Origin of the sequence: Pseudomarimonas salicorniae, assembly GCF_023156535.1 — a bacterium.
Taxonomy (GTDB): Bacteria; Pseudomonadota; Gammaproteobacteria; order Xanthomonadales; family Xanthomonadaceae; genus Pseudomarimonas; species Pseudomarimonas salicorniae.
The window spans coordinates 80,512-106,820 of the sequence record NZ_JALNMH010000006.1; the positions used below are offsets into that span (position 1 = coordinate 80,512).

The window sequence follows — 26,309 nt, forward strand, 5'->3', positions numbered from 1 at the left end:
TGTCCCCGGGGTGCGGGGAAGCCGCGTATGATAGCGGGCTTGTTTTTTCCCTGCAAGGCTGAAAGCGTTTCCCGTGGCCATTCTCGGCATCGAAACCTCCTGTGACGAGACCGGCGTCGCCCTCTACGACGCCCGCCGCGGGTTGCTGGCGCACCGCCTGTACAGCCAGGTCGCCCTGCATGCCGAGTACGGCGGCGTAGTCCCGGAGCTGGCCAGCCGCGACCATGTGCGCAAGCTCTGGCCGCTGGTCGACGAATGCCTGGCCGAGGCCGGGATGAGCCGGCCCGATATCTCGGGTGTGGCCTATACCGCCGGCCCTGGCCTGGTCGGGGCGCTTCTGGTCGGCGCCGCTGCGGGCCGGGCCATGGCCTGGGCGCTGGGGGTGCCGGCGGTGGGCGTGCACCACATGGAGGGCCACCTGCTGGCCCCGCTGCTCGAGGCCGACCCGCCCGAGCCGCCCTTCGTCGCGCTGCTGGTTTCGGGCGGTCACACCCAGCTGATGCAGGTCGACGCGATCGGATGCTACCGACTGCTCGGACAAACCCTCGATGACGCCGCGGGCGAGGCCTTCGACAAGACGGCCAAGATGATGGGATTGCCCTATCCGGGCGGACCGGAGCTGGCGCGGATCGCCGAGCGCGGGGTGGCCGGGCGCTTCCGCTTCTCGCGGCCGATGACCGATCGACCCGGGCTGGACTTCAGCTTTTCCGGACTGAAGACGCAGGTGCTGCTGGCCTGGCAGGACAGCGACCAGAGCGGGCAGACCCGCTGCGACATCGCCCGCGCCTTCCAGGAGGCGGTGGTCGAGACCCTCGCCATCAAGAGCGAACGGGCGCTGCGCGACTCGGGGGCACGCACCCTGGTGGTTGCCGGCGGCGTCGGCGCCAACCTCGACCTGCGGGCCCGGCTCGCCGCGCTGTCGGAGCGCACCGGCGTGCGGGTCTGCTTCCCGCGGCCGGCTTTCTGCACCGACAACGGGGCGATGATCGCCTTTGCCGGCGCGCTGCGGATCTCCGCCGGCCAGCACGAGCCGGAGGCGATCGGCGTGCATCCGCGCTGGGACATGGCTACCCTGCCGGCACTCTGATCGGTCGCGACGTCCTCACGGTGCCTGCGACATCCGAGTCGCTACCATGGCGCCCGCTTCGGCCCCGGCGGCCGGCCGCCCCAACAGGAACGGACCCGCATCCCGCATGGACAAGGTATTCATCGAAGGCCTCGAGATCGAGGCGCTGATCGGCATCTACGACTGGGAGCGGCGCATCCGCCAGCCCCTGCGCTTCGACATCGAAATGGCCTTCGACAACCGGGTGCCGGCAGCCACCGATGACATTGGCGACACCCTCGACTACAAGGCGGTCAGCAAGCGGCTGATCCAGTACGTGTCCGAGTCCAGCTTCGGCCTGGTCGAGACCCTGGCCGAGCGCTGCGCCGAGATCATCCTTCGCGAGTTCTCCGTGCAGCATGTCCGGCTGAAGCTGAGCAAGCCCGGCGCGGTGCGCGGTGCCATCGCCGTCGGCGTGATGATCGAACGCGGCCGCGGGCAGGACTGATGATCGAATCGCTGCAGGCCCTCTGGGACAGCACAGAGTCGCCCTGGCTGCGCACCTGGCTGGGGCTCTCCTTCCTGCTGATCGCGGCCTGGCTGGCCGACTTCATCACCCGGCGCGTCCTGCTGCGCGTGCTCAACCGGCTGGTGCGCGCCAGTCAGGCGACCTGGGACGATGCCCTGCTCGACCGCGGCGTGATCCGCCGGCTGGCCCATGTGGTGCCCGCCCTGGTCATCTACCTCGGCATCGACGCGGTGCCCGGCGTGGCCGACGGGGTGGTTCGGGTCTGCCGCAACGTGGCCCTGGCCTACATGGTGCTGACCCTGGCCCTGGCGCTGGCCAACCTGCTCGGCACGATCAACGCGCTCTACGAGCAGCGCCAGCCGGAAAAGGCCCGCGCCCGCCCGATCAAGGGCTATGTCCAGGTCGCCCAGCTGGTCATCTACCTGCTCAGCGCGATCATCATGGTCGCGGTGCTGATCGAGCGCTCACCGCTGCTGCTGCTCTCCGGCCTTGGCGCGCTGACCGCGGTGCTGCTGCTGGTTTTCCGCGACACCCTGCTGTCCCTGGTCGCCGGCATCCAGATCTCCAGCCACGACATGCTCCGGGTGGGCGACTGGATCCAGATGCCCTCGCTGGGCGCGGATGGCGACGTCATCGACATCGCCCTGCACACGGTCAAGGTGCAGAACTTCGACAAGACCATCACCAGCATTCCGACCTACCGGCTGATCAGCGAGAGCTTCCGTAACTGGCGCGGGATGAGCGAGTCGGGCGGCCGGCGGATCAAGCGCTCCCTGCTTATCGACCAGCATTCGGTGCGCTTCCTGCGCGAGGACGAGATCGGCCGTCTCGGCCGCTTCGCCCTGATCCGCGACTACCTCGAGCACAAGCGCGGCGAGATCAAGCGCTGGAACGAGCAGCTGCGCGAGGACGGACTGGAGGCGGTCAACACCCGCCGGCTGACCAACCTCGGCTCCTTCCGCGCCTACTGCGAGGCCTATATCCGCCACCACCCGCGGATCCATCAGGGCATGACCATCCTGGTCCGCCAGCTGGCGCCAACGCCCACCGGCCTGCCGCTGGAGCTGTACTGCTTCACCAACACCACGGCCTGGGCCGACTACGAGGCGATCCAGGCGGACCTCTTCGACCACTTGCTGTCGATCCTTCCCGAGTTCGACCTGCAGCTGTTCCAGGAGCCGGGCTCGGCCGACCTGCGCCGGGTGTTCGGCAAGGCGAAGTGATGGCGAGCGTCCTGCTGAGCCTGGGCTCGAACATCGATCCCGACCGCCATCTGGATAGCGCGGTTGCGGCGCTGCGCGAACGCTTTGGCGAGCTGCGGATCTCGCCCTACTACCGCACGCCGGCGGTCGGCTTCGAGGGCGACGATTTCCTCAATGCCGGCGCGCTGATCGAGACGCAGATGGATCCGCAGGCCCTGAACGCATGGCTTCACCGGCTGGAGGACGCCCACGGCCGCCGCCGCGACGTGCCACGTTTCTCCGCGCGCACGCTGGACATCGACATCGTCCTCTATGACGACCTGGTCCTGCGTGGCGAGGGCCATCTCGAGATCCCGCGCGGCGAACTCAGGCACGCCTTCGTGCTCGGCCCGCTGGCCGACATTGCCCCGGACTTCGTCGAGCCGCTCAGCGGCCAGACCCTCGACCAGCTGTGGCGCGCCCATCCCGAGCACGGCCAGCTGCGCCCCGAACCGCGGGATGCGCTGGCGGCGGCAGGATCGAACGGCCTCTGAGGGCGCAGAGAAGACGTTCGCCGCGGCCTCGGATGGGCAGGCTTTTCGTAGGAGCGGACATGGCCGCGACCGCGGAAGTTCGCTCTTGCCCCGGTCTGTGTAGAACACGCCACGCTGCGGTCGCGCCCATGTGCGCTCCCACAGTCGGGCTTCGTTGGGCGTCGGCGAAGCCCCATAGGGTGTGCCTTGGCCACCGATACGGGCGTTCGGTCGGTACGCCCGGTGCGGCCAGCCGCACCCTATGAATGTCTTCTTCGCGCCCAGCGCAGTCATCCGGTCCCCTCGGGCGCGTCCCGTCGGGCGCGCTCGTGATGTCTTTCTGCTGGATCCCCATGTCACAGCCCTGTCGCCTAGGCGTCGGTGACCTCTACTCCAGGCCGCGAGACTCGATCATGCCCCTGCGCCCCCTGTGTCCCGACTTCCTGCTCCTGATGATTGCCGGGGTATTCGCTGCTGCCGGATCGTCTCCGGCCGCTGACCGCGACGGCACCGCCGACGCCGAATGGCCCTACCAAGCGGAGTGGGATCGGCTGACCGATGCGCATCTGGACCGGGCGCTCGACCGCATCGCGCTGCGCCACGATGCGGACGCCCAGCTGGTGCGCTTCGCGGTCGGCGCAACGGACTGGCTTGGCGACTGTTCCGGACAGGTATGGGCCCGGCATGGCCTCGTGTTCCAGGGCGACGATCCGCTGATGCGCTGCGATCCGGCCAAGGACGCCTGGGCGCGGGCTTCCACAGAAGCCTTGCTGGACGCGCCGGATATCGGCCCCCACCATCTGTTCGCCTTGCTGCGAGCCAATCAGGATCCTTCGGTGAAACGCCGGGTGATTGACGCCCTGCTTGCCGCGGAGCCGCTGAATCCGGCCGTACTGGCCGCGCAGCTGGGGGATCCGGCATGGCAGCCTGACGACGCGCTGCTCGACGCCCGTATCGAGGCGGTGGCCGAGGGCCGGCAGGGCTTCGACACCCATGCGGCGCGGATCAGCCAGATCATGGCCGAGGCCTCGTCCGCAATCGCGGCGGATCCCGAGCTGATCACGCTGCTGCTGAGGGTCGAGGAGGATGGTCGCGGCCCCGAGTCATCCGTGGAGCCGGCGCCCGCCGAGGTGCTGGCAGAGATGGCGGCGCTGATGCCGATCATGCCGGCGATCTTCTCCTCGACCTCGAATCTTCTGATGTCGGCGCTGTCACCCGTGTGCGATCCGCATCGCGGGCTGTCCGAGCGGCGCCTGCGCGCCTGCGCTGGCCTCGGTCGGGCGATGGCCGAGCAGCCGCAGGCGCCGATTGAACAGCGACTCGGCGCGAGGCTCTGGTGGCAGGCCCTGCAGGCCCTCGGCGAAGACCCGGAGCCCGCACGGGAGTCGATGCGGCAAGGGCTCTGGCAGACCGAGGCATTCATCGATCTGCTCAATCGGCAGCAGGCTGAAGAGGCGGGTGGCTGGTCCGTCGCGTACTCGCAGGCGATGCGCCGCGGCGAGAGCGAATGGGACCTGCAGCAGCGCACGCTGCGCGAGGCAGGCGTTCCCCTGCGGCCGCCGGAGGGTTATCTGCCGGAGGCGATCAAGCGGAACGATCCGTATCGCTGAGTCGTCGGCGTCGGGTCATCCCCTCAAACGCGCAGCGGCGAAGCCAGACAGGTTGGGATGTGGCCCCACCCCGCGTGCGTGAAGGGGCCAAGCGCAGGAAAGGGCGCAAGAGAGACCTTCATAGGTTGCGGCTTGCTGCACCGGGCGTACCGACGGAACACCCGTATCGGTGCGCCAAGGCACACCCTATGTGGCTTCGTTGACTGGCGAGAATGCGGTCGAAGGGGGCGGGATACGGTCGCGACAGAAGGGCGCAAACCGGACCTGGCAGCGCCGTTGCGTGTAGGAGCCAGCTTGCTGGCGATCGTCCCGTCCGGGGCGCCTATCGCCAGCAAGCTGGCTCCTACACTCGGGTTCTGCGGAAGGTCTGCTTTGCGCTCCAACTCCGCATTCGCCGTGGCCTGCAGGCCGAGCTAGCGGCCGGAGGCGGGCGACTCGATGCGGCGAAGCCTCAACTCGTACTTCTCCTCGCCTTCCTCGGTCTGCAGCACGCGCACCGGCGTGGGCGGGAGGGCAGGGTCGTACCAGGCGATGGTTACGCGTTGTTTCTCGACGCGCTCTCCGCGCATGGGCACCGCGCTGAAGCGACCTGCCGGAACCTGCACGGTCTCCGGCGCACCCGCGACGTAGTCGAGAGCCCGGCGTCGGCCGCGGTCGTGGAGGACGTACTCGACGCGCTTTCCGGGCTTGGCCGCGCGCGCATCGTAGGCCAGCTGCAGATTGAGGCTGGAGCCCACCGAAGGTCGGCCGTCGATCGGCCGCTGGGCGGGTTCGTCCTTCTCGATGTCCCCTGTCCAGCGGATCGTGCCGCGGTCCCAGTCCACGCGCACCTTGAGGTCTCGGTCCTTCACCAGGGAGCGCTGTGTCATTTCCGCGCCGAGCAGCCGCGGCCGGCCGTCCAGCCAGTCGATGTCGGCGACCTGCTCGGTGGTGAACCGGGCCAGCTTGGCCAGTCCCCGGGTGCCGGTGGCGCTGAGCCGATGCTGCCAGCTGCCGTTCTCGCCGGGCACCAGCTCCATGACGCTTTCGCCGGCGGCCTTGCCGTCGATGAACACCTCGTACTCGGCGCGGAAGCCCTGCGTCGGGGCGGCCAGGGCCGGCACGGAAAGCAGCAGGGTGAGCAGGACCAGGGCGCGGATCATGCCGCCCTCCGCAGTCCACCGGACGCATCCAGGCGCAGCGGGGCGCCGAGCGGCGATTCGCCGTGCCAGAGCCGCTCGTCCCGCCAGGCCACCTCGCCGCGCGCCAGGGCATCGACGCTGGCGATCAGCAGCGGATGCTCGCGCTCCAGCACGCGGGCGGCAAGGCGTTGCTCATCATCGCCGGCCAGCACCGGCACCACGGCCTGGGCGATCACCGGTCCGCCGTCCAGCTCAGCGGTGACCAGGTGCACGCTGGCGCCGTGCTCGGCGTCGCCGGCCTCCAGTGCGCGGCGATGGGTATGCAGGCCGCGGTGTCTGGGCAACAGGGAAGGGTGAATGTTGATCATGCGTCCGGTCCAGGGCGTCAGCGCCCGTCCATCAAGGATGCGCATGTATCCGGCACAGACGATGAGGTCGGGCTGAACCGCAGCCACCGCGTTCAGCAGGGCGAGGTCGAAGTGAAGGCGGTCCGGGTGGTCCTTGGGCGAGAGGGACTGCGCTGGCACGCCGCGTTCCCGCGCGCGCTCGAGCACCGGCGCGCTGGCCTTGTCGGAGAACACGCCCACCAGTTCCACCGGCAGGCGCCCTTCGCTCGCGGCCGCATGCAGGGCGAGGAAATTGCTGCCCCGGCCCGAGGCCATCACCGCGATGCGGTACGGCCGGGCCCCGCCTGCCGGGCCCCGGGCAGCGGCGCTCATCCGATGCGCACGCGCTCGTCGCCGTCGGCGGCGACCACCTGGCCGATGGCCCGCGCCGGCAGGCCCAGCGCATCGCAGGAGGCGCTGACCGCGGCGACCTGGTCCGGATGGACGATCAGGGTGAAGCCGATGCCGCAATTGAAGGTGCGCCACATCTCGGCATCGGCCACCGCGCCCTCGCGCTGCAGCCAGTCGAAGACCGGCGGCAGGACGATACTGCTGGCCTCGAGATCGAGGCCCAGGCCGTCGGGCACCACGCGGATGATGTTCTCGCTGAGCCCGCCGCCGGTGATGTGGGCCAGGCCCGGGATGGCGTGCTCGCCGAGCAGCTTGAGGATCGGCTTCACGTAGAGCCGGGTCGGTGCCATCAGCGCATCGGCCAGGCTGACGCCGCCAAGGTCGAGATCCAGCGGCCGGCCGGCGCGATCAAGAATGCGGCGGATCAGCGAATAGCCGTTGGAGTGCGGGCCGGAGGAGGGCAGGGCGAGCACCACGTCGCCCTGGCGGATGGCACTGCCGTCGATGATCCTGGACTTCTCCACCGCGGCGACGCAGAAGCCGGCGAGGTCATACTCGCCCGGCGGATACATGTCCGGCATCTCGGCGGTCTCGCCGCCGATCAGGGCGCAGCCGGACTCCTCGCAGCCCCTGGCAATCCCGCCGATCACCGCCACGGTGGTGTCGACATCGAGCTTGCCGGTGGCGAAGTAGTCGAGGAAGAACAGCGGCTCGGCGCCCTGGACCAGCACGTCGTTGACGCACATGGCGACCAGGTCGATACCGATGCTGTCGTGGCGGCCGAGCTGCTGGGCCAGCTTGAGCTTGGTGCCGACGCCGTCGGTACCGGAGACCAGCACCGGCTCCTTGTACTTGTTCGACAGGTCGAACAGGGCGCCGAAGCCGCCCAGCCCGCCCATCACCTCGGGACGGAAGCTGCGCTTGACCAGCGGCTTGATCCGCTCGACCACGCTGTTGCCGGCATCGATGTCGACGCCTGCGTCGCGGTAGGTCATGGGCGTGGGGGATTGGCTCACGGCGGCATCCAGGCGGCGGGAAAGCCGCCAAGTTTAACCGCTGTGACGGGGGCGGCGCCGGGGCGGGCGACGGACGGCCTTGTCACTGGACTGATTCAGGGGCTCACCAGGGACCGCCGGGCAGCATCCACAGTCCGGCGCCGACCATCAGCAGGTTCTCGGCCAGCGAGACCGGCCCCAGCGGGACCTGCGAATCGCCGCCCATGCAGGCGCAGCGCAGTTCACGGCCCTCGATCCAGACCGCCCGGATCACCGAAAAGGCGCCCACCGCGCCGATGAACAGGGCGATCGGCGCGGCCAGGGTCGCAAGGACGTCGCCTGCCAGCATCAGCAGTCCGGCGGCGGCCTCGGCGAAGGGGTAGAGGTAGGCGTAGGGCACCCAGCGCCGCGCCAGCAGGTCGTAGCCGAGGAAGGAATTGGTGAAGCTCTCGACGTCGCGCAGCTTCTGCAGGGCGAGCAGGAGCATCGACAGGGCGGCGAAGAAGGCGAGGGTGCGCGGCTGCAGCAAGGGTCCGTCGTCCGCCCAGGCCAGGGCCAGTGCGCCGAGGCCGGCCAGCGAGAACAGGGCCACCACCGGGCCGTAGCCTTCAGCCTCGGGATCCCGGACCTTCAGCCCGAAGTGCCGGCGCAGGTCGTCGTATCCGCCGATCCGCTCTCCGCCGATGAATACCTGGGGGGTGGTCTCGACGCCATGCTCCTGCTGGAAGGCGTCGGTCTCGTCCCGGCTGTCGAGGGTGTGGTCCTCAACCTGGTAGCCGCGGCGGCGGAGCAGGTGCAGGGCCTTCAGCCCGAAGGGGCAGAGGTGGTCGGGCGTAGCCATCCGGTAGAGCGTGGCCTGGCCTGCGGAGCCCTCGGCCAGTTCGGGCACCAGGTAACGCGGCGGCATGACGGACCTCCTTCCGAGCGCAGGGCCACGGGGAACGGGACTGCCTGTGACGGCCTCCTACCTAGAGTTTAGATCACCCCGGTGTGGACTGTTCGTCGTGGCCGGGGTCAGCCCGGGGGGGCCAGACCGGGGGGCCAGACCGGGGGGCGAAGTGGTCGACGGGAGGCGGGTCGCGTGGACGAGGTCGCGCCCATCCGGCACCATGCGCGGCGAACCCGCTGCCGGAAGAGACTCGATGCGCATCCTGTGGAGACTGCTTGGCTGCCTGCTTGCACTGGGTGCGGCATCGGCACAGGCCCAGGAGATCGAGCTGTACGAGGGCGAAGTCAGCGTTCCGGGCCAGTCCGACGCGGCCCGCGATGCCGCGCTGCCGCAGGCCCTGGCTGCGTCCCTGGTCCGCCTGACCGGTCGCGCCGATGTCGGCAGCGACCCGGCGGTGGCCGCCCAGCTATCGCGTGCGCCCACCCTCCTTCGCCAGTTCCGATACCGGCAGGACGCCGATCCGTCCCAGCCTGGCGCTTCTGGCACCACCCTGGTCGCCCGCTTCGACCAGGCCGGCGTCGACGCCCTGCTGGCCGAGACCGGGCAGCGCGTCTGGCCCAGCCCGCGATCGGTGCCGGTGGTCTGGCTGGCCATCGACGACGGCCGCGGTCCGCGCCTGCTGGGCAGCGCCCAGGCCCGCGTGGTCGGGGCCCTGACCCGTCGCGCCGCGCAGCGCGGGCTGCGCCTGACCTATCCGTTGCTCGACCTTGAGGAGCAGCAGCAGGTGGGGGTGGCGCCCTTCTGGGCCGGCGACAGCGCCGCCGCCCGCCGCGCCAGCGCGCGCTACCAGTCGCGGGTTTCCCTTGTCGGCAAGCTTTATCGCTCCGGCTCCGGCTGGACAGCCGAGTGGGTGGTCTATGACGGCGAGCAGCGCCTGGGCGAGACCACGCGCAGCGCGCCCGAGGCGCCGACGGTGCTGGCCGAGGGCGCCGACCTGGCTGCCGACCTGCTGGCGGCGCGCTATGCCGTGTCGGTGGCCGACAGCGGGCCGGCCGGAAAGTACCCGGTCAGCGTCAGCGGGCTCACCAGCGGCGCCGACTATGCGCGCACCCTGGCCTATTTCCAGCGCCTCTCGGTCGTTCGCGAGGTGCGGGTGCTGGGGGCGCAGGGCGACGTCCTGGAGCTGGAACTGGACCTGCGAACCGGTCTGGGCGGGCTGAACCAGCTGGTCGCCAACGGCCAGACCCTGGTTGCCCAGGACGACGACGCCGACAACGGGCAGTTCCGACTGCTTCCATGATCTGGCGGCAGATCCCGAACGGGCTCACCGCGCTGCGCATCCTGCTGGTTCCGCTGATCGTGCTGCAGCTGCTGCAGCGCGATTTCGCCCTGGCCGCCGTGCTGTTCGCGGTGGCGGCGCTGAGCGACGGCCTCGATGGCCTGCTGGCGCGCCGCTTCGGCTGGCAGACCCGGCTCGGCGGGCTGCTCGACCCATTGGCCGACAAGCTGCTTGTCAACGCCTGCTTCGGCTCGCTGTGGTGGCTGGGTGAGGTGCCCGGCTGGCTGCCGGCCCTGGTCCTGGCCAGAGATGCGGTGATCGTGGCCGGGGCAGTGGCCTATCATTGGCGCGTCGCGGCGCTGGATGCCGCCCCCACCCTGCTCGGCAAGGCCACCACCGTGGCACAGACCGGCTTCCTCTGGTTTGCCATGATCGACCTCGGTCTTGATCGCTCCTCGTCACCCTGGTGGCCCTGGGGCGTCGGAGTGGTGATCGCGCTGATCGCCGCCAGCGGAATCGATTACGTGGTCCGCTGGACGCGGCGCGCGCGGGAAGCCAGGCCATCGAGGAGTGAGCCGTGAGTGATACCCAGAAGTGGCAGCTGCTGGCCCTGACCGTCATCGTCGGCGGCCTGCTCTACCTGCTGGCGCCGGTGCTGACGCCGTTCGCCATCGCCGCCCTGTTCGCCTACTTGTGCGATCCGCTGGTCGACCGGCTGGAGGAGCGCTTCTCTCGCTCGCTGTCGGTGTCCCTGGTCTTCCTGCTGTTCATCCTGCTCTGGGTTCTCGCCCTGCTGATCCTGGTCCCTATGCTGGAACGGCAGGTGGTGAAGCTGTTCGAGCAATTCCCGAAGTGGGTCGCCTACCTGCAGGAGGCGATCCTGCCGCGCATCGAGCAGTACACCGGCGCCAGCCTCGAGCGGCTTGATCCGAGCAGCCTCGTCGAGATCCTGCGAAAGCACTGGCAGCAGGCCGGCGGCTTCGCCCAGAACGTGCTCGGCGGGCTGTCGAAATCGGGCATGGCCCTGCTGGCCTTCGTCGCCAACCTGGTCCTGCTGCCGGTGCTGATCTTCTACCTGCTGCGCGACTGGGACATCCTGATCGAGCGTATCCGCGAGCTGCTGCCGCGGGCGGTGGAACCGACCATCAGCCGGCTCGCCCGGCAGGCCGATGAGGTGCTGGGTGCGTTCCTGCGCGGTCAGCTCAGCGTGATGGTGGCGCTCGGCACGATCTACTCGGTCGGCCTGATGATGGTCGGCATCGACCTCGGTCTGCTGATCGGCATGGTCGCCGGGCTGATCAGCTTCATCCCCTATCTCGGCGCCATCGTCGGGGTCGGCGCCGGGGTGATCGCCGCGCTCGTCCAGTACGGCGACCTGTGGCACGTGCTGCTGGTGCTGGCGGTGTTCGGCGTCGGCCAGACCGTTGAGAGCTTCCTGCTGACGCCCTGGCTGGTCGGCGACAAGATCGGCCTGCATCCGGTTGCGGTGATCTTCGCGATCATGGCCGGTGGCCAGCTGTTCGGCTTCTTCGGCGTCCTGCTGGCCCTGCCGGTGGCCGCGGTGGCGATGGTCGTTCTTCGCTACCTGCACGAGCGCTACACGGCCAGTGCGCTTTACGGTGGTCGACCGCCGCCGCCGGCCGAGGTGCCGCCTCCAGCCGAGCTGGATGCCGCCGCCAGCGCCCCGGCACAGAAGCCCGCCCGGTCGCGCAAACCGCCGCGGCGGGGCGCTCCGAACGACGCGTGAGCACGCCGCAGCTGCCGCTCCGCCTGGCCCGCCCGCCGCGGGCCGGGCTGGAGGATTTCCTGCCGGCCGACGCCCCGGCCCTGTCCCTGCTGCGCGACTGGCTGGCCGGTGGTCGCGGCAATCTGCTGCTGCGCGGCCCGGCAGGCTGCGGCAAGAGCCATCTGCTGCTGGGCGCGCTGGAGCGGATTGCCGCCCGGGGCGAGCAGGCCGGCTATCTGCCTCTGGCAGCGCTCGGCACCCGCGCCGACGCCATGGTCGAGGCGCAGCCGGCGCTGCCCTGGGTCGCGGTGGACGACCTCGATGAGGCGCTGATCGATCCGGCCCTGCAGCGCGCGCTGTTCGCCCTGCACAACCGGGTCGGCGACCAGGGCGGTCGCATGCTCTATGCCAGCCGCGGCAATCCGGGTGACTGGACGAGCCTGCTGCCCGACCTGCGTTCGCGTCTTGGCCAGTCGGTGCAGGCCCTGCTCCAGCCGCTCGACGAGGCCCAGCGGCGGGAATGGTTCACGCGCCGCGCCGCCGCACTCGGCATGCAGCTCGACGAGGCCTCCCTCGAATACCTGTTCCGCCGGGTCGGCCGCGACCTGCCGGGGCTGCAGCGCCTGCTCGATCGCCTCGATGTCGACAGCCTCGCCGCCCAGCGCCGGCTGACCGTACCCTTCCTGCGCGACTTCCTGGCGGCCGGCGAGTCCGACTGATCAGGCGGTTTCGCCGGCGCCCTGGTCGACCGCAAGCACCCGCTGGTTGAACAGCGCGAGCAGGCCGCAGACCAGCAGCACCTGGAGCAGGGCGGCCAGCGGGCTCATCAGCAGTTGCACGCCGATCAGCAGGCTGCTGGCCTGGGATGGGTCGCCGGGGCTGGTGTCCATCGTGCTGCCAAGGGCGACCATGCCGATGACCAGACCGATCACCAGGCTGACCGTGAGATGGACCAGCAGGACGATGCCCAGCACGGCGCTGGAGATCCACCAGTGCCCGCGGATCAGGGCGAGGCTGCGCGAGATGGCGGCCATCGCACTGCGCCGCTCGAGGGCGACGGCAAACAGGTTGAGGCTGGCGGCCAGGCTCCACCAGGTCGGCAGACCGAGTGCGGCAAGGGCAAGCAGGCCGATCAGGCTGCGGGTCAGCGGGGCAAGGCCGTCGCTGGCCGCCCAGCCGACAATCATCAGCATCGGAAGCATGCTCAGCAGCAGACCGCCAACGTAGAGCAGGAAGGCGCCCAGGGCCGAAGCAAAGCGCGCCAGCGCCCGGTTCACGCTGGCCACGAGGCCCGGGTCCTGGCCGCGGCCGCAACAGCCGAGCCGGTAGCTCAGGGCGGTGAACAGGAAGACCTGGCAGACCACGACCAGGGCAAACAGCAGCCAGGTGCCGGGACGCGAGTACCACTCGATCAGCCCGTCCATGGTCTGCATCGGATCGCCGCCGCGCGGCATGAGCACCGCCGGCAGCAGTCCGATCAGCTGGCCGATGAAGGCGAGCAGGAAGCCGGGCTTCCAGTGGACCCAGAAGGTCCGGAAAGCCGCCTCGAGCTGGCGGCCGATGTCGCCGGGTTCGGCGGGAAGGGTGGCGTTGACGGGTACCATGCGGCGCATGATGCCCGAATCATTCCCGCTTTCGCTCGGCGAGGCGCTGCGCTGGCTGCGCACCGAGCTGGACGGGCCCCTGCGTGACGAGGCCGAGCCCCTGCTGCTCGGCGTGCTGGGGCTTGGGCGGAACGTCCTGTTCAGCCGTCCGGAGTCGCCCCTGACGGGTGCAGACGCCGCGCGGCTGCGCGAGGCGGTCGACCGGCTGCGTGGCGGCGAGCCACTGGCCTACGTGCTGGGAAGGCAGGGTTTCTGGTCGTTCGAGCTGGAGGTGGGTCCGGCGGTGCTGATCCCGCGGCCCGATACCGAAGTGCTGGTGCAGGGCGCGTTGCAGCGCCTGCCGCTGGATCGCGCCGCCACGGTGGCCGATCTAGGCACCGGTAGCGGGGCGGTGGCCCTGGCGCTGGCCGCCGAGCGGCCGCAGGACCGTGTGCTGGCGGTGGACTGTAGCCTCGAGGCGCTGGCTGTGGCGCGTCGCAACGCCGCGCGACACGGCCTTGAGCGCATCGAGTTCATCGCCGGCGACTGGCTGGCCCCCGTGAACATGCAGTTCGACCTGATCGCCAGCAACCCGCCCTACCTTGCCGAGGACGATCCGCACCTCGGCCGCGACGGACTCGACCGCGAACCCCGCGGTGCCCTGGTCTCGGGAGCCGACGGCCTGGATGCGATCCGCCGTCTGGCGGTCGAGGCGCGCGGGGCCCTCGTTCCCGGCGGCTGGCTGCTGCTCGAGCATGGCTGGGAGCAGGGTCAGGCGGTGCGCGAAGTCCTGCATGCCGCCGGATTCAGCGACGTGCTCACCTTGCCCGACCTCGCCGGTCGGGAGCGGGTGAGCGGGGGAAGGACGGGTTGGAAGTCCGCGAGGCCGAACCGTGCGAGGCAGCAGCCATGATGCAAAAGGAGGGCTCCCGAGTTCATAGGGCGCGGCTGGCCGCACCGTGCATACCGTCCGAACGCCCGTATCGGTGCGGCCAGCCGCACCCTATGGGCTTCGCCGACGCCCGCCGAAGCCTGACTGCAGGGGCGCCCTTGGGCGCGACCGCGGAGATCCGCTCTGGCCGCGGTCTGTGGTGAATCCGTAGCGCCGCGGCCGCGCCCAAGGGCGCTCCCACAACTCGACTGCGGCAAGGCCTGCTTTGCAGCGCAAACCGGACCTGGCAGCGACGTTGCGTGTAGGAGCCAGCTTGCTGGCGATCGTTCCGTCCGGGGCGCCTATCGCCAGCAAGCTGGCTCCTACAGCGGGGCCGGGGCGAATGCGAACTTCGCGCCCAAAGCGCGCAGCGCCGAACGCGCACTTCGGGTCAACCTTTGCAGACCATGGCCAAGCCGCCCGGGGTCGGACCGCCCGGGCCTCGGGCCCGATAGCCTTTAGCAGTGACCGCGCGCCGCTGCGGAGTCGGACGGCTTCTGCCGCGCGGGTTTCTAGGCGCGCTTGACCGCCAGCGAGGGGCTGGTCGGCCAGCGCTTCTGCACCGCGGCCCTGATGCCGGCGGCGTCGAGGCCGGCCTCGGCCAGCAGGTCCTCGCGCGAGGCGTGCTCCTGGTAGGCATCGGGCAGGCCGAGCTGCAGCACCGGCAGGCTGCGCCCGTTGGCGGCAAGCCACTCCAGCACCGCGCTGCCGGCGCCGCCCATGACCACGTTGTCCTCCAGCGTGACCAGGGCCTCGTGCTGGTCGCAGATTTCGGCCAGCAAGGCCTCGTCCAGCGGTTTGACGAAGCGCATGTTGACCACCGTGGCGTCGAGCGCCTCGCCGGCCTGCTCGGCGGCCGGCACCACGGCGCCGAAGGCGAGCAGGGCGATGCGCTGGCCGCGGCGGCGCAGCTCGGCCTTGCCAATGGGCAGGGTTTCCAGCGTGGCCGGCACCGCCGCGCCAGGGCCGCTGCCGCGCGGGTAGCGCACCGCGGCCGGGCCCGTGTGCTGGAACCCGGTGCTCAGCATGGCGCGGCACTCGGCCTCGTCCGCCGGCGCCATGATCATCATGTTCGGCACGCAGCGCAGGAAGCTGAGGTCGAAACTGCCCGCATGGGTGGCGCCGTCCGGCCCGACCACGCCGCCGCGATCGATGGCGAACAGCACATCGAGATTCTGCAGGGCGACGTCGTGGATCAGCTGGTCATACGCGCGCTGCAGGAAGGTCGAATAGATCGCCACCACCGGCTTCATGCCCTCGCAGGCCATGCCGGCGGCCAGGGTGACGGCATGCTGCTCTGCGATCGCGGTGTCGAAGTAGCGATCCGGATACTCGCGCGAGAAGCGCACCAGGCCCGAGCCTTCGCGCATGGCCGGGGTGATGCCGAGCAGCCTTGTGTCGCTGGCCGCCATGTCACAAAGCCAGTCGCCGAAGACCTTCGTGTAGGTCGGCCGGGCCGGCGCGGCCTTCTTCACCACGCCGACCTCGGGATCGAAGGGGCCGACTGCGTGGTATTCGATCTGGTCGCCTTCGGCCAGTTCGTAGCCCTTGCCCTTGGTGGTGATCACGTGCAGCAGCTGCGGGCCCTTGAGACCGCGCAGCGTGCGCAGGGCATGGACCAGAGCGCCGACGTCGTGGCCATCGATCGGCCCGGTGTAGTGGAAGCCCATCTCCTCGAACAGGGTCGAGGGCACGAACATGCCCTTCCAGTGCTCCTCCCAGCGGCGGACGAAGCGCGCGGCCGGGTTGTTCTTGTCGCCAAGCAGCTTCTTGCCGCCCTCGCGCACCGCGTTCAGGGCCTTGGAGGCCGTCATGCGGCCGAACATCTTGGTCAGGCCGCCGACGTTCTCGGAGATCGACATGCGGTTGTCATTGAGCACCACGATCAGGTTCGGCTCGGGATCAAGGCCGCCGGCGTGGTTCAGCGCCTCGTAGGCCATGCCCGCGGTCATGGCGCCGTCGCCGATCACCGCCACCACGTGGCGGTCGAGATCCTGACGGGCAAGGCCGAGCGCCATGCCGAGCGCCGCCGAGATCGAGGTCGAGCTGTGACCGACACCGAAGGTGTCGAACTCGCTTTCCTCGCGCTTCGGGAACGGGGCCACGCCGTCCTTCTGCTTGACGGTATGGATCGTGTCGCGGCGACCGGTGAGGATCTTGTGCGGATAGCACTGGTGGCCGACGTCCCAGACCAGCCGGTCATCCGGCGTCTCGAACAGCCAGTGCAGGGCGACGGTCAGCTCGATCACCCCGAGCCCGGCGCCGAAATGGCCGCCGCTCCGGCCCACCGATTCGATGAGGTAGGCGCGCAGCTCGTCGGCAACGGCGCGAAGCTGGTCTTCGGGGAGGCGGCGCAGGTCAGCAGGGCTGTCGATGCGCGCCAGCAGGGGATAACGCTGGGCGTCGATCATGAAGGCGGTAACTCAAGGCTGGCCGGCAATTTTCCGGGCTTTTGGGCGGGCGGGCAAGGCGCGGCCCGGGAATCCGCCGCCCGCTGCCCGCGGTCTGCCACCTTTTCGGGTCCCGGCCCGTCATGGGAATCAACGCACCCGAGGGTGCCGGGCAGGAGAACGACGATGAAGGGGATTGTAATCGCTGCGCTGGGTCTGCTCCCGTTTGCCCTGGCGGCGCAGCCGGTCGCCTCACGGGTGACCCCGCTGGAGCAGGAGCTGCTCGAGCAGGAGGGCGTCCTGGGCGCCCAGCCGGGCCTGCGCTGGCGCCGCGAGGCGCTGCTGGCGCTGGAAGAGGGCAATGACGGCCCCGTGCAGGCCTGGCTGGAGCGGGCCGCCTACTACGCGGACAAGCCGGCCCAGGCACTCATCGCGGATCGCTACTGGAATGGAGAGGGGGTCAGGCGGGACCGGGCGCTCGCCTACGCATGGATGGACCTCGCCGCCGAGCGCGGCTACACCGTGTTCCTGGCCCATCGCGAAAGATACTGGGCGGCGCTGGACGCGGCGGACAGGCAGCGCGCCCTCGAGGTCGGGCGCGGGATCTACGAGCGCTTCGGTGACGATGTCGCCAAGCCGCGGCTTGCGCGGCACCTCGAACGCAGGCGCGCCCAGCAGACCGGCAGCCGCCTCGGCCTGCGCAGCGGGGTTGAGGTCTACCTTCCTCCCGGCCAGAACCCCAGCGGTGAGAGCGGCATCGGCAAGGGGCGCTCGCAGCAGTTCTATATCGGCAAGCGGCTGCCGAACTACTACCAAGACAGCTCTGGAAGGTCGACGAATACTTCGCCTGGCAGGACGAGCAGTACATCGGTCTGCCGCCGGGCATCGTCACCGTCCGCGAACCGCGGGCGGCGGACGAGGCTGCCGACTAGCGCCCGCGCTCAGCGCAGGCGCAGGCGCCCCAGCAGCCCGCCCTTGGCGGCCTCGGCCTCGCCGCCGCCGCCGCCGGGCAATTCGGCCTCGATCAGGTCGATGGCAGCGCAGGCGTTGATGAAATCGATCACATCCTCGACCGGCTGGCCGCTGGCCTGGGCAATCTCTTCGGGCGTCGCCGGCTGCTTGAGCATCGCCGTTGCGATGCGGATGTGTTTCGGGAACTCGCGCTCGGTCGTCGGGTACTTGGCCAGCTTGAAGCGCCGCGCGGCGGACAGCTCCGGCAGCAGTTCGCCGTGGCTGGCACCCAATCCGGCCACCCACTGCAGGCGCGCCAGCGGCTGCTCGCCAAGTTCGCCCTTGAGCTTGGCGAAGGCCTCGGCGGAAAGCGGCTCCCAGCGTCCGGCTTCGATCTCCTGGCCGGCCAGGGGCAGGTAGGGTTTCAACGCGCTGCCGCCGAGATAGCAACGCTGGTCCGGGTCGACTGCCAGCTTCGGTTCGGCGTCCTTGAGCAGCACCGGTCCCGGCAGCCGGCCGGGACGCAGGAAGTCGACCAGGCGCTGCGGCGGGGGCGGTGCGGCGGGTTCGGCAGGCGCGGCAGGGGCCGGCTCCGGAGCGGGCGCCGCCGAGGGCGCAGGCTTCTTGGTCGGCGAGGCCGGCGCCGGCGTCGGCGCCGCGGCGCCGCTGCGCGCAGGACCGAGCTTGGGCGTGATCTCGGCCAGGGCAGCGGCCAGTCCGTCGCCGTCCAGCGGCCGGCTGACCCGGGCATCGGCCTCGGTGCGGCTGGAGGCGGTCAGGGCGATGATCGGACGCGGCCCGCCCTGCGCACGCAGCCAGCTCATCTGGCCGTACATCGAGTCGACGTCGATCAGCAGGGCTTCGGCGTCCGCTTCGGGAACCACCGTCCATTCCTCGGGCACCCGCGTGCCGAGTGAGCCGATCAGGGTTGCCAGCGTGGCTTCTTCGCCACGTTCGAACCCGAGCAGCGCGAGGCGTCGTGCCTGTGCCATGTTCCCCCTCGTTTGCAGGCTGCGGGCCGCGGGCCCGGACAAGTCAGGGGAGTGTGAGGAAGGGGGCAGGGGCCGTCAACGCTCGCGGCCGCGGCCGCGCGCCGCCGTTCACTGGATGCGGATGTCGCGCCGCCGTTTCGGCAGGTGGCTGCGCAGGAATTCCATCTGGTCGGCGAGGATGTTCCGGTTGGAGAGGATCAGGTGCTCCACCCAGCTCGGGCGGTAGGGCACCGCAAGCAGGGGCATGCCTGCCTCGGCCGGCGTGCGGCTGCCCTTGCGCACATTGCAGCCGATGCAGGCGCTGACAACGTTCTGCCAGTGATCCCGCCCGCCGCGCGAGATCGGCACGACATGATCGCGGGTCAGCTGGTAGCGGCTGAATTCATTGCCGCAGTAGAGGCAGAGATGGGCGTCGCGGGCGAACAGCGCGGCATTGGTCAGGGCCGGGCAGGGGTCGAGTGCGGCCGGGCGGGCGCGGCCTCGGGCGGCGACGATCGGGTGCAGGTCGACGATGCTCTGCTCGCCGGTGGTCCGCTGCCGTCCCCCGCGAATGCGCATGCAGGGTTCGCCGATGGTCCAGGCCACGGCTCCGCGGACGTAGAGGCAGGTGGCGTCCTGCCAGGACATCCAGTCGAGGATCCTCCCGTTCGCGTCCAGGGACAGGACCCGGGTGGTGAAGGGCTCGCCCTGCGAGCCGTGCACCGCGTGTAGACGCATGCTGCCCTCCGCTGACCGACCTTGCGACGCGGGGCGCGGGAATGCTGCCCTGCGTGCCTTGGGGCAGAGCATAACCAATCCCGATGACGAGATGCGTGCAGCCGCGCGCCCGGGCCGGGCGCTAGAGCGGTTTGACCATCCGCAGCATCTCGACGCCGTAGCCGGCCGCCTCGTAGATGCGCCGTGCACGTTCATTGCCGGGGAACACGGCGAGCTGCAGGCGCTCGCAGCGATGGTCGCGGGCGAACTGCTCGGCATGCCCGAGCAGGGCCTGGCCGATGCCCTTGCGCTCCATGGCCGGGACCACGGCCAGATCCGAGATATGGCAGTTCTGGTGCCCGGTGAAGAAGTCGGTCACCAGCTGCAGGTGGAGGAAGCCGATCCGCTCCCCGCTGCTGTCGTCCTCGACCACGAACAGGAAGGAGCCCGGCGGCTGGTCTTCGAGGTGCCTGACCAGATCGCGGCGGATGCCTTCCAGCACGACGTTCCGTCGTCGCCACTTGGGAAGCTCGAAATCCACGAAGCGTGAGGCCAGGTCGAGGATGAACTCATCGTCATCCGGGCCGGCTGCGCGGACCAGAAGTTCCAGATCACCTGCTTGGATATGCATTGCGCGAGGGCTTGCGAGCGGACAGGGCCCCCATTATGCGCAGCGCGCCCGGCGAGGGAAGGGCCGGGCGTGCTGGCAGGGGGGCGAATCAGGCGGCGAAGGCCTCTTCCGGCAGGGCCATAAGGCTGGCCGCGCCCGACCGGATCGCCGAGGCGTGGCTCAGGGTGCGCGGCAGGATGCGCTGGAAATAGAACCTCGCCACGGCCCGCTTCTGCTCGGCCAGGGCCTTGTCGCCGCTGCGGTCGGCCGCTTCGACGGCGCGGGTCCACCAGTAGGCGAGGGTGACGTACCCCGAGTAGAACAGGTAGTCCACCGAGGCGGCGCCGAGCTCCTCGGGGTTCTCCATCAGGCGCTTGCCGATATCCATGGTCAGCTGCTGCCAGTCCTGCGCCGCCTGGGCCAGCGGCGCCACGAACTCGACCAGCTCGGCGTTCTTGGTCTGCGCGCTGCAGAACTCGACGATCAGTCCGAGGAAGTGCTTGAGCCCGGCGCCCTGCAGCTGGATCACCTTGCGACCCAGCAGGTCCAGCGCCTGGATCCCGGTGGTGCCCTCGTAGATGGTGGTGATGCGGGCGTCGCGGGCGAGCTGCTCCATGCCCCATTCCTGCACATAGCCATGGCCGCCGAAGCACTGCAGCGCGTGGTAGGTGCACTCCACGCTCCACTCGGTGAGGCAGGCCTTGACGATCGGAGTGAGGAAGCCGAGCAGCTCGTCGGCCTTCTTCCGCTCGGCCTCGTCCGGAGAGCGCTCGAGCAGGTCGACCTGCAGCGCGGCATGCAGGGCCAGCAGCCGGCTGCCGTCGCCCAGCGCCTTGCAGGTCAGCAGCATGCGGCGGATGTCCGGGTGGACGATCAGCGGGTCGGCCGGCTTGTCGGGACGCTTGGAGCCGGAGAGCGAACGCATCTGCAGGCGGTCCCGCGAATAGGCCAGCGCGTTCTGGTAAGCGCGGTCGATCAGGCCAAGACCCTGGATGCCGACCGCCAGGCGCGCGGTGTTCATCATGGTGAACATCGCATTGAGCCCCTTGTTCGGCTGGCCGATCAGATAGCCCTCGGCACCGTCGAAGTTCATCACGCAGGTGGCCGATGCGTGGATGCCCATCTTGTGCTCGATGCTGCCGCAGCGCAGCGCGTTGGGCTCGCCCAGCGTGCCGTCCTTGGCGGTGCGGATCTTCGGCACGATGAACAGCGAGATGCCCTTGGTGCCCGGGGGGGCGTCGGGCAGGCGGGCCAGGACCAGGTGGACGATGTTCTCGGTCAGGTCATGCTCGCCGGCGGTGATGAAGATCTTGGTGCCGTGGATGGCATAGGTGCCGTCGGCCTGCGGTTCGGCGCGGGTCTTCAGCAGGCCGAGGTCGGAGCCGCAGTGCGGCTCGGTCAGGCACATGGTGCCGGTCCAGCGGCCCTCGACGATCGGCTTGAGGAAGACCTCCTGCTGCCAGTCCTCGCCGTGGTGCTTGAGCGCCTCGGTAGCGCCATGGGAGAGCAGCGGGTAGTTGCCCCAGGCGAGGTTCGCGGCGTCGATCATTTCCTTGATCGCCGCGCCCAGCGACTCGGGCAGGTGCTGGCCACCGAACTGCTCCGGCGCGGTCAGGCCCGGCCAGCCGCCCTCGACGAACTGGGCGTAGGCCTCCTTGAAGCCCTTGGGCGTGGTGACCTTGCCGGTCGCCTTGTCGAAGTGGCAGCCCTCCTGGTCGCCGCTCTGGTTGAGCGGGGCCAGCACGCTCTCGTTGAAGCGCGCGCCCTCCTCGAGAACCGCCTCGATGATGTCGCGGGTCGCCTGTTCGGCGCCGATGCGCTGGTAGATCGGCTCGACGTCGAGCACGTCCAGCAGGGCGAAACGCATGTCCTTGACGGGTGCCTTGTAGCTGTTCATCCGAGGGCTCTCCGGGTAGGTGTCAGATCGGGAAAAGATAGGGCAGCCGGCATCGCGCCGGCGTGAGCCGGCCGGCGGGGGGCGCGGCGCTCAGCGCAGGACGCCGGGCAGGCCCGGCGCAGGCGCCAATGAAGACGAGTATTCGATCTCGAAACGGGTCTGCGGTTCGCTGCTGGCGACCTCGGCCTCGATCCGGTAGTCCAGCGCCCGGCGATTGGCGGTGGTCGACTCAAGCAGGGCGCGCTGTTCGGCGTCCGGGTTGAAGGCCACCTCCAGAAGTTCCACCGAGGTGGCGGCGACCAGCAGATCGGGCTGCAGCGCCACCGGCACGCGGAGCCCCGCCGGGCCCAGTTCGAGGTGGCCGGACACCCGTTTCACGCGCACCGGAACCGTGCTGAAGCTGCGCAGGCGCAGCACGGCGACGGCACCCTGGTCGTCATAGCGCAGCTCGGCCAGGCTCAGCTCGGGCGGGAACAGGCGCACCGGCGGTCCGCTGCCGCAGCCGGCCAGCATCAGGGACAGCACCACCAAGAGAAGCCAACCTCGCCGCATGCGAACTCCGTGCCCGACGTATACTCGCCAGAGCATAGCAAGGCGGCGGGCCCGCGCGGCGTCCCCGCGACCTCGCCGGCACACGTCGACCAAGGTGACCATGCCCGTCAGCGCCCCGCCCACCGTCGCGCCGTTCTCCACCCTCGAGCAGACGGTGGAAGCCGTTGCCGAACTCATCTCGCCCGCCGCCCCGATGGGGCTCTGGATGGTGACCAAGGTCGAGGGCGAGCAGTGGATCCCGCTGGCCATCCGCGACCGGCGCTATGGCTTCGCCCGCGGCGCCACCTTCGCCTGGCGCTCGACCCCCTGCGTGCACATGGTGTCCGGAGAGGGGCCTTGCGTGTCGGGTGACGTCTCCGCCGAGCCTGTCTACGCCGGCTGCGCCCTGCAGCAGCATTTTGGCTTCGGCGCCTACCTCGGCTATCCGATCCATGACGGCCGCGGCGAGCTGTTCGGGACGGTCTGCGGCTTCCACCCCGAGGCGCTGGACCTCGACGAGTCGGCCCTCCTGCCGCGGCTGGCTGCCGCGGCCCAGGTGATCACCACCTACCTCGCCCACGAGGAGCTGATCGAGGACACCCGGCGCCGCGCCGAGCGCGCCGAGCTCGAGTCGCGCACCGACCCGATGACCGGCGTGCTCAACCGGCGTGGCTGGGAGCTGGCCATGGAGCAGGAGCAGGCGCGCATCGCACGCACCGGCAGCTCGGCCGCCGTCGTCCTGGTCGATCTGGATGGGCTGAAGCGACTGAACGATAGCGAAGGGCATGACGCGGGCGATGCGGTCATCCGCCGCCTGGCCCGGGTGCTCAGCACGCAGATCCGCGCCCGGGACGTGGTGGGTCGCCTCGGTGGCGACGAATTCGCCATGCTGCTGGGCGGCATCGAACACAATGTCGCCGCCCAGGTCGTCGAACGCATTCGCGCCGCGCTCAGCAGTGCCCGGGTGGAATCCACGCTCACCTGGAGCTGGGCCGGCGTGCTCGGCTCGCTCGAGGAGGCGCTGGCCGAGGCCGATGCCCTGTTGATCGAGCACAAGAAGCGCCACGGAAGGCAGGCATGAACGACGACGTCTGGAAGACCCGCTACATCGAGCTGGAACGTGAGCGTGACGACCAGGCCGAGCGCACCCAGGCCATCGAGGCCCTGCTCAAGCGCCTGATCGGCCGTCTCTGTCTCGCCGCGCGCGGCCTCGGTGCCGACCTCGATCGGGCACTCGAGCGCACCCAGCAGGCCATGCGTGGTGCGCTCGGCACGAGCCAGCTCGAAGAGCTGCTGAGCGAGCTCTCCGACGCCGTGGCCCGGACCGAGGCCCCGGTGGTCAAACAGGCGCAGTCGGCCGTCGCCGAATCATTCGACGCCGAACTGCGCAGCGCGCTCTCCGCCCTGCTTGGTGGGCTTGAGCTTGATGTGTCCCTGCGCGAGCGGGCCAGCGAACTGCGCGGGCAGCTGGAATCGGCCCGCGAGCTGCCGCAGGCGGTGAAGTTCTGCGCCCAGCTCAGCGACCTGATCGCGGCCCAGCGCGAACGCGCCAAACTGGAGCAGGCCGACCTGCAACGGGTGCTGCTGCAGGTCGACACCCGCCTGCACGAGTTCGTCTCCTACCTGCGCGGCGAGGAGGCCGAGCGCGAAGCGGCCAGCGCCAGCCGGCAGCAGCTCGACGAGCAGATGCTCGGCGAGGTGCGCGGATTGAATGAGACCGTGCGCAGTGCCGACGACCTCGGCACCCTGCGCAGCCAGCTCGCCGAGCGGCTGGAGGCCATGGATGCCTACCTCAAGCAGTTCCGGCTGCGCGAAACCGAACGCGCGGAAGGCTTCCGGGAGCGTGCCGAGCGCATGCGCTCGCGGGTCGAACAGCTGGAGAGCGAAACCCGCCAACTGCAGGCCTCGCTGGCCCGCGAGCAGATCAATGCCACGACCGATCCGCTGACCGGCGTCCCCAACCGTCTGGCCTACGAGCAGCGCGTCGCCCTCGAGTTCAAGCGCTGGAAGCGCTTCGGCCGGCCGCTGTGCCTGGTCGCCTGGGACATCGACCACTTCAAGGCGGTCAACGACGGCCACGGTCATCAGGCCGGCGACGCGGTGATCCGGAGCGTGGCCAAGCTGCTCGCCCGGCAGATCCGCGAGACCGATTTCGTCGCCCGCTATGGCGGCGAGGAGTTCGTCATGCTGCTGGTGGACACCGCGCCCGAGGCGGCGATGGCGGTCCTCGAAAAGGTCCGTCGCTCGGTGGAACAGATGGTCGTGAAGGCCGAGGGCCGGGCGATCAAGGTGACCACTTCGGCGGGGCTTGCCGAGTTCCGCGGCGAGGAAGGCCCCGATGCGGTGTTCGCCCGGGCCGATCGCGCCCTGTACCGGGCAAAGCAGAACGGCCGTAACCGCTGCGAGCGTGCCTGATTCCCTGTCGTTCGCCCTCCCGGTGCGGCGAGCTTGCTCGACGCGGGTTTCCGGGACGCCCGGTCAGCGCAGCAAGCTGCGCTCCACGGAGAAAGGTCGAAGGCGGGGCAGGGCGCCGCCTTCGTGCGCCCCGCGTTCGCCGTGGCGATGCTCAGGCGGCCTTGGATTCGGCCTTGCGCGGACCCTCGAGCAGGGCCTGACGTACCGCGCCGACCAGCAGGTCGACCTCGGCATCAGTGATGGCGAAGGTCGGGGTGAAGCGCAGCGAGTTGGCGCCGCCGTGGATCACGCCGATGCCGCGCTCGCGCAGGAACTCCTCGGTGGAGCCCTCGCCGTAGCACTTGAAGTCGGCCGACAGCTCGCAGCTGAACAACAGACCGGTGCCCTGCACCTTGGTGATCAGTCCGCCCAGCTCCTGCTTGAGCTGCTCCAGGCGCTCGACGAACAGCTTGCCCTTGCTGCGGATGTTCTGGCGCAGGGCCGGGGTCAGCTGGTCGAGGACCACGCAGGCGACGTCCAGCGCCCGCGGATTCGCGGTCATCGTGTTGCCGTAGACGCCCTTGCGATACAGCTTGGCCGCGCGCTCGTTCACCGCCAGCACCGACAGTGGGTACTGACCGGCGTTCAGCGCCTTGGAGTAGGTCTCCATGTCCGGCGCCTCCAGACCCTCAAAGCCCGGGTAGTCGACGATCGACAGCACACCGTGGGCGCGCAGGCCGGCCTGGATGCTGTCGACCAGCAGCAGGGTGCCGTGATCGCGGGTCAGCTCGCGCGCGGCGGCGTAGAACTCGGCGGTGACCTGCCGGCCCGGGTCGCCTTCGCCCATCACCGGCTCGAGGAACATCGCCTCGACGTACCAGCCGTTGGCATCGGCATCGGCGAAGGCCTGGCGCAGCTGCTCGACCGAATAGGGCTCGATGATGATCAGCTGGGCCTCGTGGTGCTTGTGGCTGGCCAGATGCTGGGCATAGGTCTTGCGGGTCGAGTCGGAGTACAGCGCCGGATGCTCGGTGCGGCCGTGGAAGGCGCCCTTGACCGCGATGCGCTTGACCTTCTTGCCGGCGTGGCGGCCGCCGGCGTCGGTGTGCAGCTTGGTGTTGATGTCGGCGATGCGGCCGGCGAGCGTCACCGACTCCGAGCCCGAGTTCAGGCACAGGAAGTGGGTGTACGGGCAGCCGCCGCGGCTCTGGCCGATCTCGCGACGCAGGGCTCGGGTCAGGCGCAGGTGCGACAGCGAGGGCGTCATGATGTTGGCCATGGCCTGCGGCTTCGCCATCGCCTCCAGCACCACCTTGGGCGCGTGCCCCATGCCGAGCATGCCGTAGCCGCCGGAGTCATGGATCACCGCGCCCTTCAGGGTGACGATCCACGGACCGCGCGCGGTCAGCGCGACGTAGGGATTCACCGCGTCGTCGGCATAGAAGTTGACGAAGCCGGCCTGGGTTTCGTTGATCTGGGTCTGCTCGTCGGCGCGCAGCAGATCCTCGAATTCGCCATTGCGCAGCGCCAGGTGGGCGGCATGCGCGGCGTCGATGGCCTCGGCCAGTTCCGGATGCGAGGCGGCGAAGCGCTCGATGGTGGCGTCGTCGAGGCCGACGGTGCGGCGGGCGCCGCCGTACTGGCGCAGTTCGTTGAGTTTCTGGATCGGATTCATGCTGCCTCCCTCGG

25 protein-coding genes are annotated in these 26,309 nt (G+C 69.9%); 12 read left to right on the top strand and 13 right to left on the bottom strand.

Features of this window, described 5'->3' with window-relative positions; all coding sequences use genetic code 11:
- Positions 1–73 precede the first annotated feature (73 nt).
- The 5 genes from tsaD (at position 74) to M0G41_RS08315 (ending at position 4,898) form a co-directional block, all read left to right on the top strand.
- Positions 74–1,087, top strand: coding sequence for a tRNA (adenosine(37)-N6)-threonylcarbamoyltransferase complex transferase subunit TsaD (tsaD, locus tag M0G41_RS08295; protein ID WP_248207683.1), 1,014 nt, complete (start codon positions 74–76; stop codon positions 1,085–1,087).
- 106 nt (positions 1,088–1,193) lie between these two features.
- A complete protein-coding gene (gene folB, locus M0G41_RS08300; protein WP_248207685.1) occupies positions 1,194–1,553 on the top strand; it encodes a dihydroneopterin aldolase in 360 nt (119 codons plus the stop codon).
- Positions 1,553–2,797 carry a mechanosensitive ion channel family protein gene (locus M0G41_RS08305; protein WP_248207688.1) on the top strand — a complete coding sequence of 415 codons (1,245 nt, stop codon included), beginning with the start codon at positions 1,553–1,555 and terminating at the stop codon, positions 2,795–2,797. Before folB ends, M0G41_RS08305 begins: the two co-directional genes overlap by 1 nt.
- Positions 2,797–3,309: a 2-amino-4-hydroxy-6-hydroxymethyldihydropteridine diphosphokinase gene (folK, locus tag M0G41_RS08310; protein WP_248207692.1), complete on the top strand. Its 513-nt coding sequence runs from the start codon at positions 2,797–2,799 to the stop codon at positions 3,307–3,309. The genes M0G41_RS08305 and folK overlap by 1 nt, the downstream gene beginning before the upstream one ends.
- Before the next feature lie 392 nt (positions 3,310–3,701).
- Complete coding sequence (locus tag M0G41_RS08315; protein ID WP_248207695.1) at positions 3,702–4,898, top strand: hypothetical protein; 1,197 nt, start codon at positions 3,702–3,704, stop codon at positions 4,896–4,898.
- 413 nt (positions 4,899–5,311) lie between these two features.
- Here M0G41_RS08315 and M0G41_RS08320 read toward each other — a convergent pair whose 3' ends face one another.
- The 4 genes from M0G41_RS08320 to M0G41_RS08335 form a co-directional block, all read right to left on the bottom strand.
- The gene (locus M0G41_RS08320) at positions 5,312–6,040 is read right to left on the bottom strand and encodes a DUF3108 domain-containing protein (protein WP_248207697.1); all 729 of its coding nucleotides are present in this window, start codon (positions 6,038–6,040) and stop codon (positions 5,312–5,314) included.
- Positions 6,037–6,738: a phosphoribosylglycinamide formyltransferase gene (purN, locus tag M0G41_RS08325; RefSeq protein WP_248207701.1), complete on the bottom strand. Its 702-nt coding sequence runs from the start codon at positions 6,736–6,738 to the stop codon at positions 6,037–6,039. Before purN ends, M0G41_RS08320 begins: the two co-directional genes overlap by 4 nt.
- The gene (gene purM / locus M0G41_RS08330) at positions 6,735–7,751 is read right to left on the bottom strand and encodes a phosphoribosylformylglycinamidine cyclo-ligase (RefSeq protein ID WP_248208248.1); all 1,017 of its coding nucleotides are present in this window, start codon (positions 7,749–7,751) and stop codon (positions 6,735–6,737) included. Before purM ends, purN begins: the two co-directional genes overlap by 4 nt.
- A 124-nt stretch (positions 7,752–7,875) precedes the next feature.
- A complete protein-coding gene (locus tag M0G41_RS08335; protein ID WP_248207703.1) occupies positions 7,876–8,658 on the bottom strand; it encodes a MauE/DoxX family redox-associated membrane protein in 783 nt (260 codons plus the stop codon).
- A gap of 235 nt (positions 8,659–8,893) precedes the next feature.
- On the opposite strand from M0G41_RS08335, the gene M0G41_RS08340 reads away from it, so the two are divergent.
- Genes M0G41_RS08340 through M0G41_RS18805 form a run of 4 tightly spaced genes read left to right on the top strand, consistent with a single transcriptional unit; the run spans position 8,894 to position 12,364 of the window.
- Positions 8,894–9,940, top strand: a complete 1,047-nt coding sequence (locus tag M0G41_RS08340; protein WP_248207706.1) for a DUF2066 domain-containing protein — start codon at positions 8,894–8,896, stop codon at positions 9,938–9,940.
- Entirely contained in the window at positions 9,937–10,500 is a 564-nt protein-coding gene (locus tag M0G41_RS08345) for a CDP-alcohol phosphatidyltransferase family protein (RefSeq protein ID WP_248207710.1), read from the top strand. The genes M0G41_RS08340 and M0G41_RS08345 overlap by 4 nt, the downstream gene beginning before the upstream one ends.
- Positions 10,497–11,666, top strand: coding sequence for an AI-2E family transporter (locus tag M0G41_RS08350; RefSeq protein ID WP_248207721.1), 1,170 nt, complete (start codon positions 10,497–10,499; stop codon positions 11,664–11,666). Before M0G41_RS08345 ends, M0G41_RS08350 begins: the two co-directional genes overlap by 4 nt.
- Positions 11,663–12,364, top strand: coding sequence for an HdaA/DnaA family protein (locus M0G41_RS18805; protein WP_248207723.1), 702 nt, complete (start codon positions 11,663–11,665; stop codon positions 12,362–12,364). The genes M0G41_RS08350 and M0G41_RS18805 overlap by 4 nt, the downstream gene beginning before the upstream one ends.
- Here the strand turns inward: M0G41_RS18805 and M0G41_RS08360 are convergent, their stop codons facing one another.
- The gene (locus M0G41_RS08360) at positions 12,365–13,258 is read right to left on the bottom strand and encodes a hypothetical protein (protein WP_248207724.1); all 894 of its coding nucleotides are present in this window, start codon (positions 13,256–13,258) and stop codon (positions 12,365–12,367) included.
- A gap of 1 nt (position 13,259) precedes the next feature.
- Here M0G41_RS08360 and prmC point away from each other — a divergent pair, with 1 nt between their 5' ends.
- Positions 13,260–14,141, top strand: coding sequence for a peptide chain release factor N(5)-glutamine methyltransferase (gene prmC / locus M0G41_RS08365; protein WP_248207730.1), 882 nt, complete (start codon positions 13,260–13,262; stop codon positions 14,139–14,141).
- Between the two features lie 530 nt (positions 14,142–14,671).
- Here the strand turns inward: prmC and dxs are convergent.
- The 7 genes from dxs to M0G41_RS08400 form a co-directional block, all read right to left on the bottom strand.
- The gene (gene dxs / locus M0G41_RS08370; RefSeq protein WP_343226470.1) at positions 14,672–16,570 is read right to left on the bottom strand and encodes a 1-deoxy-D-xylulose-5-phosphate synthase; all 1,899 of its coding nucleotides are present in this window, start codon (positions 16,568–16,570) and stop codon (positions 14,672–14,674) included.
- 231 nt (positions 16,571–16,801) lie between these two features.
- On the bottom strand, positions 16,802–17,365 hold the full coding sequence (locus tag M0G41_RS08375; RefSeq protein ID WP_248207734.1) for a hypothetical protein: 564 nt from the start codon (positions 17,363–17,365) through the stop codon (positions 16,802–16,804).
- 125 nt (positions 17,366–17,490) lie between these two features.
- Positions 17,491–18,492 carry a hypothetical protein gene (locus M0G41_RS08380; RefSeq protein WP_248207739.1) on the bottom strand — a complete coding sequence of 334 codons (1,002 nt, stop codon included), beginning with the start codon at positions 18,490–18,492 and terminating at the stop codon, positions 17,491–17,493.
- A gap of 108 nt (positions 18,493–18,600) precedes the next feature.
- On the bottom strand, positions 18,601–19,209 hold the full coding sequence (locus tag M0G41_RS08385) for an HNH endonuclease (protein WP_248207741.1): 609 nt from the start codon (positions 19,207–19,209) through the stop codon (positions 18,601–18,603).
- Between the two features lie 121 nt (positions 19,210–19,330).
- Positions 19,331–19,819: a GNAT family N-acetyltransferase gene (locus M0G41_RS08390; protein WP_248207743.1), complete on the bottom strand. Its 489-nt coding sequence runs from the start codon at positions 19,817–19,819 to the stop codon at positions 19,331–19,333.
- Positions 19,820–19,907: 88 nt separating this feature from the next.
- Positions 19,908–21,695, bottom strand: a complete 1,788-nt coding sequence (locus M0G41_RS08395; protein WP_248207754.1) for an acyl-CoA dehydrogenase C-terminal domain-containing protein — start codon at positions 21,693–21,695, stop codon at positions 19,908–19,910.
- Between the two features lie 90 nt (positions 21,696–21,785).
- Positions 21,786–22,247 (bottom strand): hypothetical protein, encoded by a 462-nt coding sequence (locus M0G41_RS08400; protein ID WP_248207756.1) that lies wholly within the window; start codon positions 22,245–22,247, stop codon positions 21,786–21,788.
- 100 nt (positions 22,248–22,347) lie between these two features.
- Here M0G41_RS08400 and M0G41_RS08405 point away from each other — a divergent pair, with 100 nt between their 5' ends.
- Together M0G41_RS08405 and M0G41_RS08410 are read left to right on the top strand one after the other, a co-directional pair.
- Positions 22,348–23,307 carry a sensor domain-containing diguanylate cyclase gene (locus tag M0G41_RS08405; protein WP_248207758.1) on the top strand — a complete coding sequence of 320 codons (960 nt, stop codon included), beginning with the start codon at positions 22,348–22,350 and terminating at the stop codon, positions 23,305–23,307.
- Positions 23,304–24,641: a GGDEF domain-containing protein gene (locus tag M0G41_RS08410; RefSeq protein WP_248207762.1), complete on the top strand. Its 1,338-nt coding sequence runs from the start codon at positions 23,304–23,306 to the stop codon at positions 24,639–24,641. Before M0G41_RS08405 ends, M0G41_RS08410 begins: the two co-directional genes overlap by 4 nt.
- Before the next feature lie 151 nt (positions 24,642–24,792).
- Here the strand turns inward: M0G41_RS08410 and M0G41_RS08415 are convergent, their stop codons facing one another.
- Positions 24,793–26,295 (bottom strand): aminotransferase class III-fold pyridoxal phosphate-dependent enzyme, encoded by a 1,503-nt coding sequence (locus tag M0G41_RS08415; protein ID WP_248207765.1) that lies wholly within the window; start codon positions 26,293–26,295, stop codon positions 24,793–24,795.
- Positions 26,296–26,309: the final 14 nt, after the last annotated feature.

Bases quoted from the DNA above. Each gene is read 5' to 3' on its own strand.
- M0G41_RS08410 (WP_248207762.1), top strand. From the start codon at position 23,304: ATGAACGACGACGTCTGGAAGACCCGCTACATCGAGCTGGAACGTGAG.
- purM (WP_248208248.1), bottom strand. From the start codon at position 7,751: ATGACCTACCGCGACGCAGGCGTCGACATCGATGCCGGCAACAGCGTG.
- M0G41_RS08345 (WP_248207710.1), top strand. From the start codon at position 9,937: ATGATCTGGCGGCAGATCCCGAACGGGCTCACCGCGCTGCGCATCCTG.
- M0G41_RS08395 (WP_248207754.1), bottom strand. From the start codon at position 21,695: ATGAACAGCTACAAGGCACCCGTCAAGGACATGCGTTTCGCCCTGCTG.
- folK (WP_248207692.1), top strand. From the start codon at position 2,797: ATGGCGAGCGTCCTGCTGAGCCTGGGCTCGAACATCGATCCCGACCGC.
- M0G41_RS08360 (WP_248207724.1), bottom strand. From the start codon at position 13,258: ATGCGCCGCATGGTACCCGTCAACGCCACCCTTCCCGCCGAACCCGGC.
- M0G41_RS08400 (WP_248207756.1), bottom strand. From the start codon at position 22,247: ATGCGGCGAGGTTGGCTTCTCTTGGTGGTGCTGTCCCTGATGCTGGCC.
- M0G41_RS08415 (WP_248207765.1), bottom strand. From the start codon at position 26,295: ATGAATCCGATCCAGAAACTCAACGAACTGCGCCAGTACGGCGGCGCC.
- M0G41_RS08380 (WP_248207739.1), bottom strand. From the start codon at position 18,492: ATGGCACAGGCACGACGCCTCGCGCTGCTCGGGTTCGAACGTGGCGAA.
- M0G41_RS08405 (WP_248207758.1), top strand. From the start codon at position 22,348: ATGCCCGTCAGCGCCCCGCCCACCGTCGCGCCGTTCTCCACCCTCGAG.
- dxs (WP_343226470.1), bottom strand. From the start codon at position 16,570: ATGATCGACGCCCAGCGTTATCCCCTGCTGGCGCGCATCGACAGCCCT.
- prmC (WP_248207730.1), top strand. From the start codon at position 13,260: ATGCCCGAATCATTCCCGCTTTCGCTCGGCGAGGCGCTGCGCTGGCTG.
- M0G41_RS08320 (WP_248207697.1), bottom strand. From the start codon at position 6,040: ATGATCCGCGCCCTGGTCCTGCTCACCCTGCTGCTTTCCGTGCCGGCC.
- M0G41_RS08315 (WP_248207695.1), top strand. From the start codon at position 3,702: ATGCCCCTGCGCCCCCTGTGTCCCGACTTCCTGCTCCTGATGATTGCC.
- M0G41_RS08385 (WP_248207741.1), bottom strand. From the start codon at position 19,209: ATGCGTCTACACGCGGTGCACGGCTCGCAGGGCGAGCCCTTCACCACC.
- folB (WP_248207685.1), top strand. From the start codon at position 1,194: ATGGACAAGGTATTCATCGAAGGCCTCGAGATCGAGGCGCTGATCGGC.
- purN (WP_248207701.1), bottom strand. From the start codon at position 6,738: ATGAGCGCCGCTGCCCGGGGCCCGGCAGGCGGGGCCCGGCCGTACCGC.
- M0G41_RS08335 (WP_248207703.1), bottom strand. From the start codon at position 8,658: ATGCCGCCGCGTTACCTGGTGCCCGAACTGGCCGAGGGCTCCGCAGGC.
- M0G41_RS08305 (WP_248207688.1), top strand. From the start codon at position 1,553: ATGATCGAATCGCTGCAGGCCCTCTGGGACAGCACAGAGTCGCCCTGG.
- M0G41_RS08390 (WP_248207743.1), bottom strand. From the start codon at position 19,819: ATGCATATCCAAGCAGGTGATCTGGAACTTCTGGTCCGCGCAGCCGGC.
- M0G41_RS08340 (WP_248207706.1), top strand. From the start codon at position 8,894: ATGCGCATCCTGTGGAGACTGCTTGGCTGCCTGCTTGCACTGGGTGCG.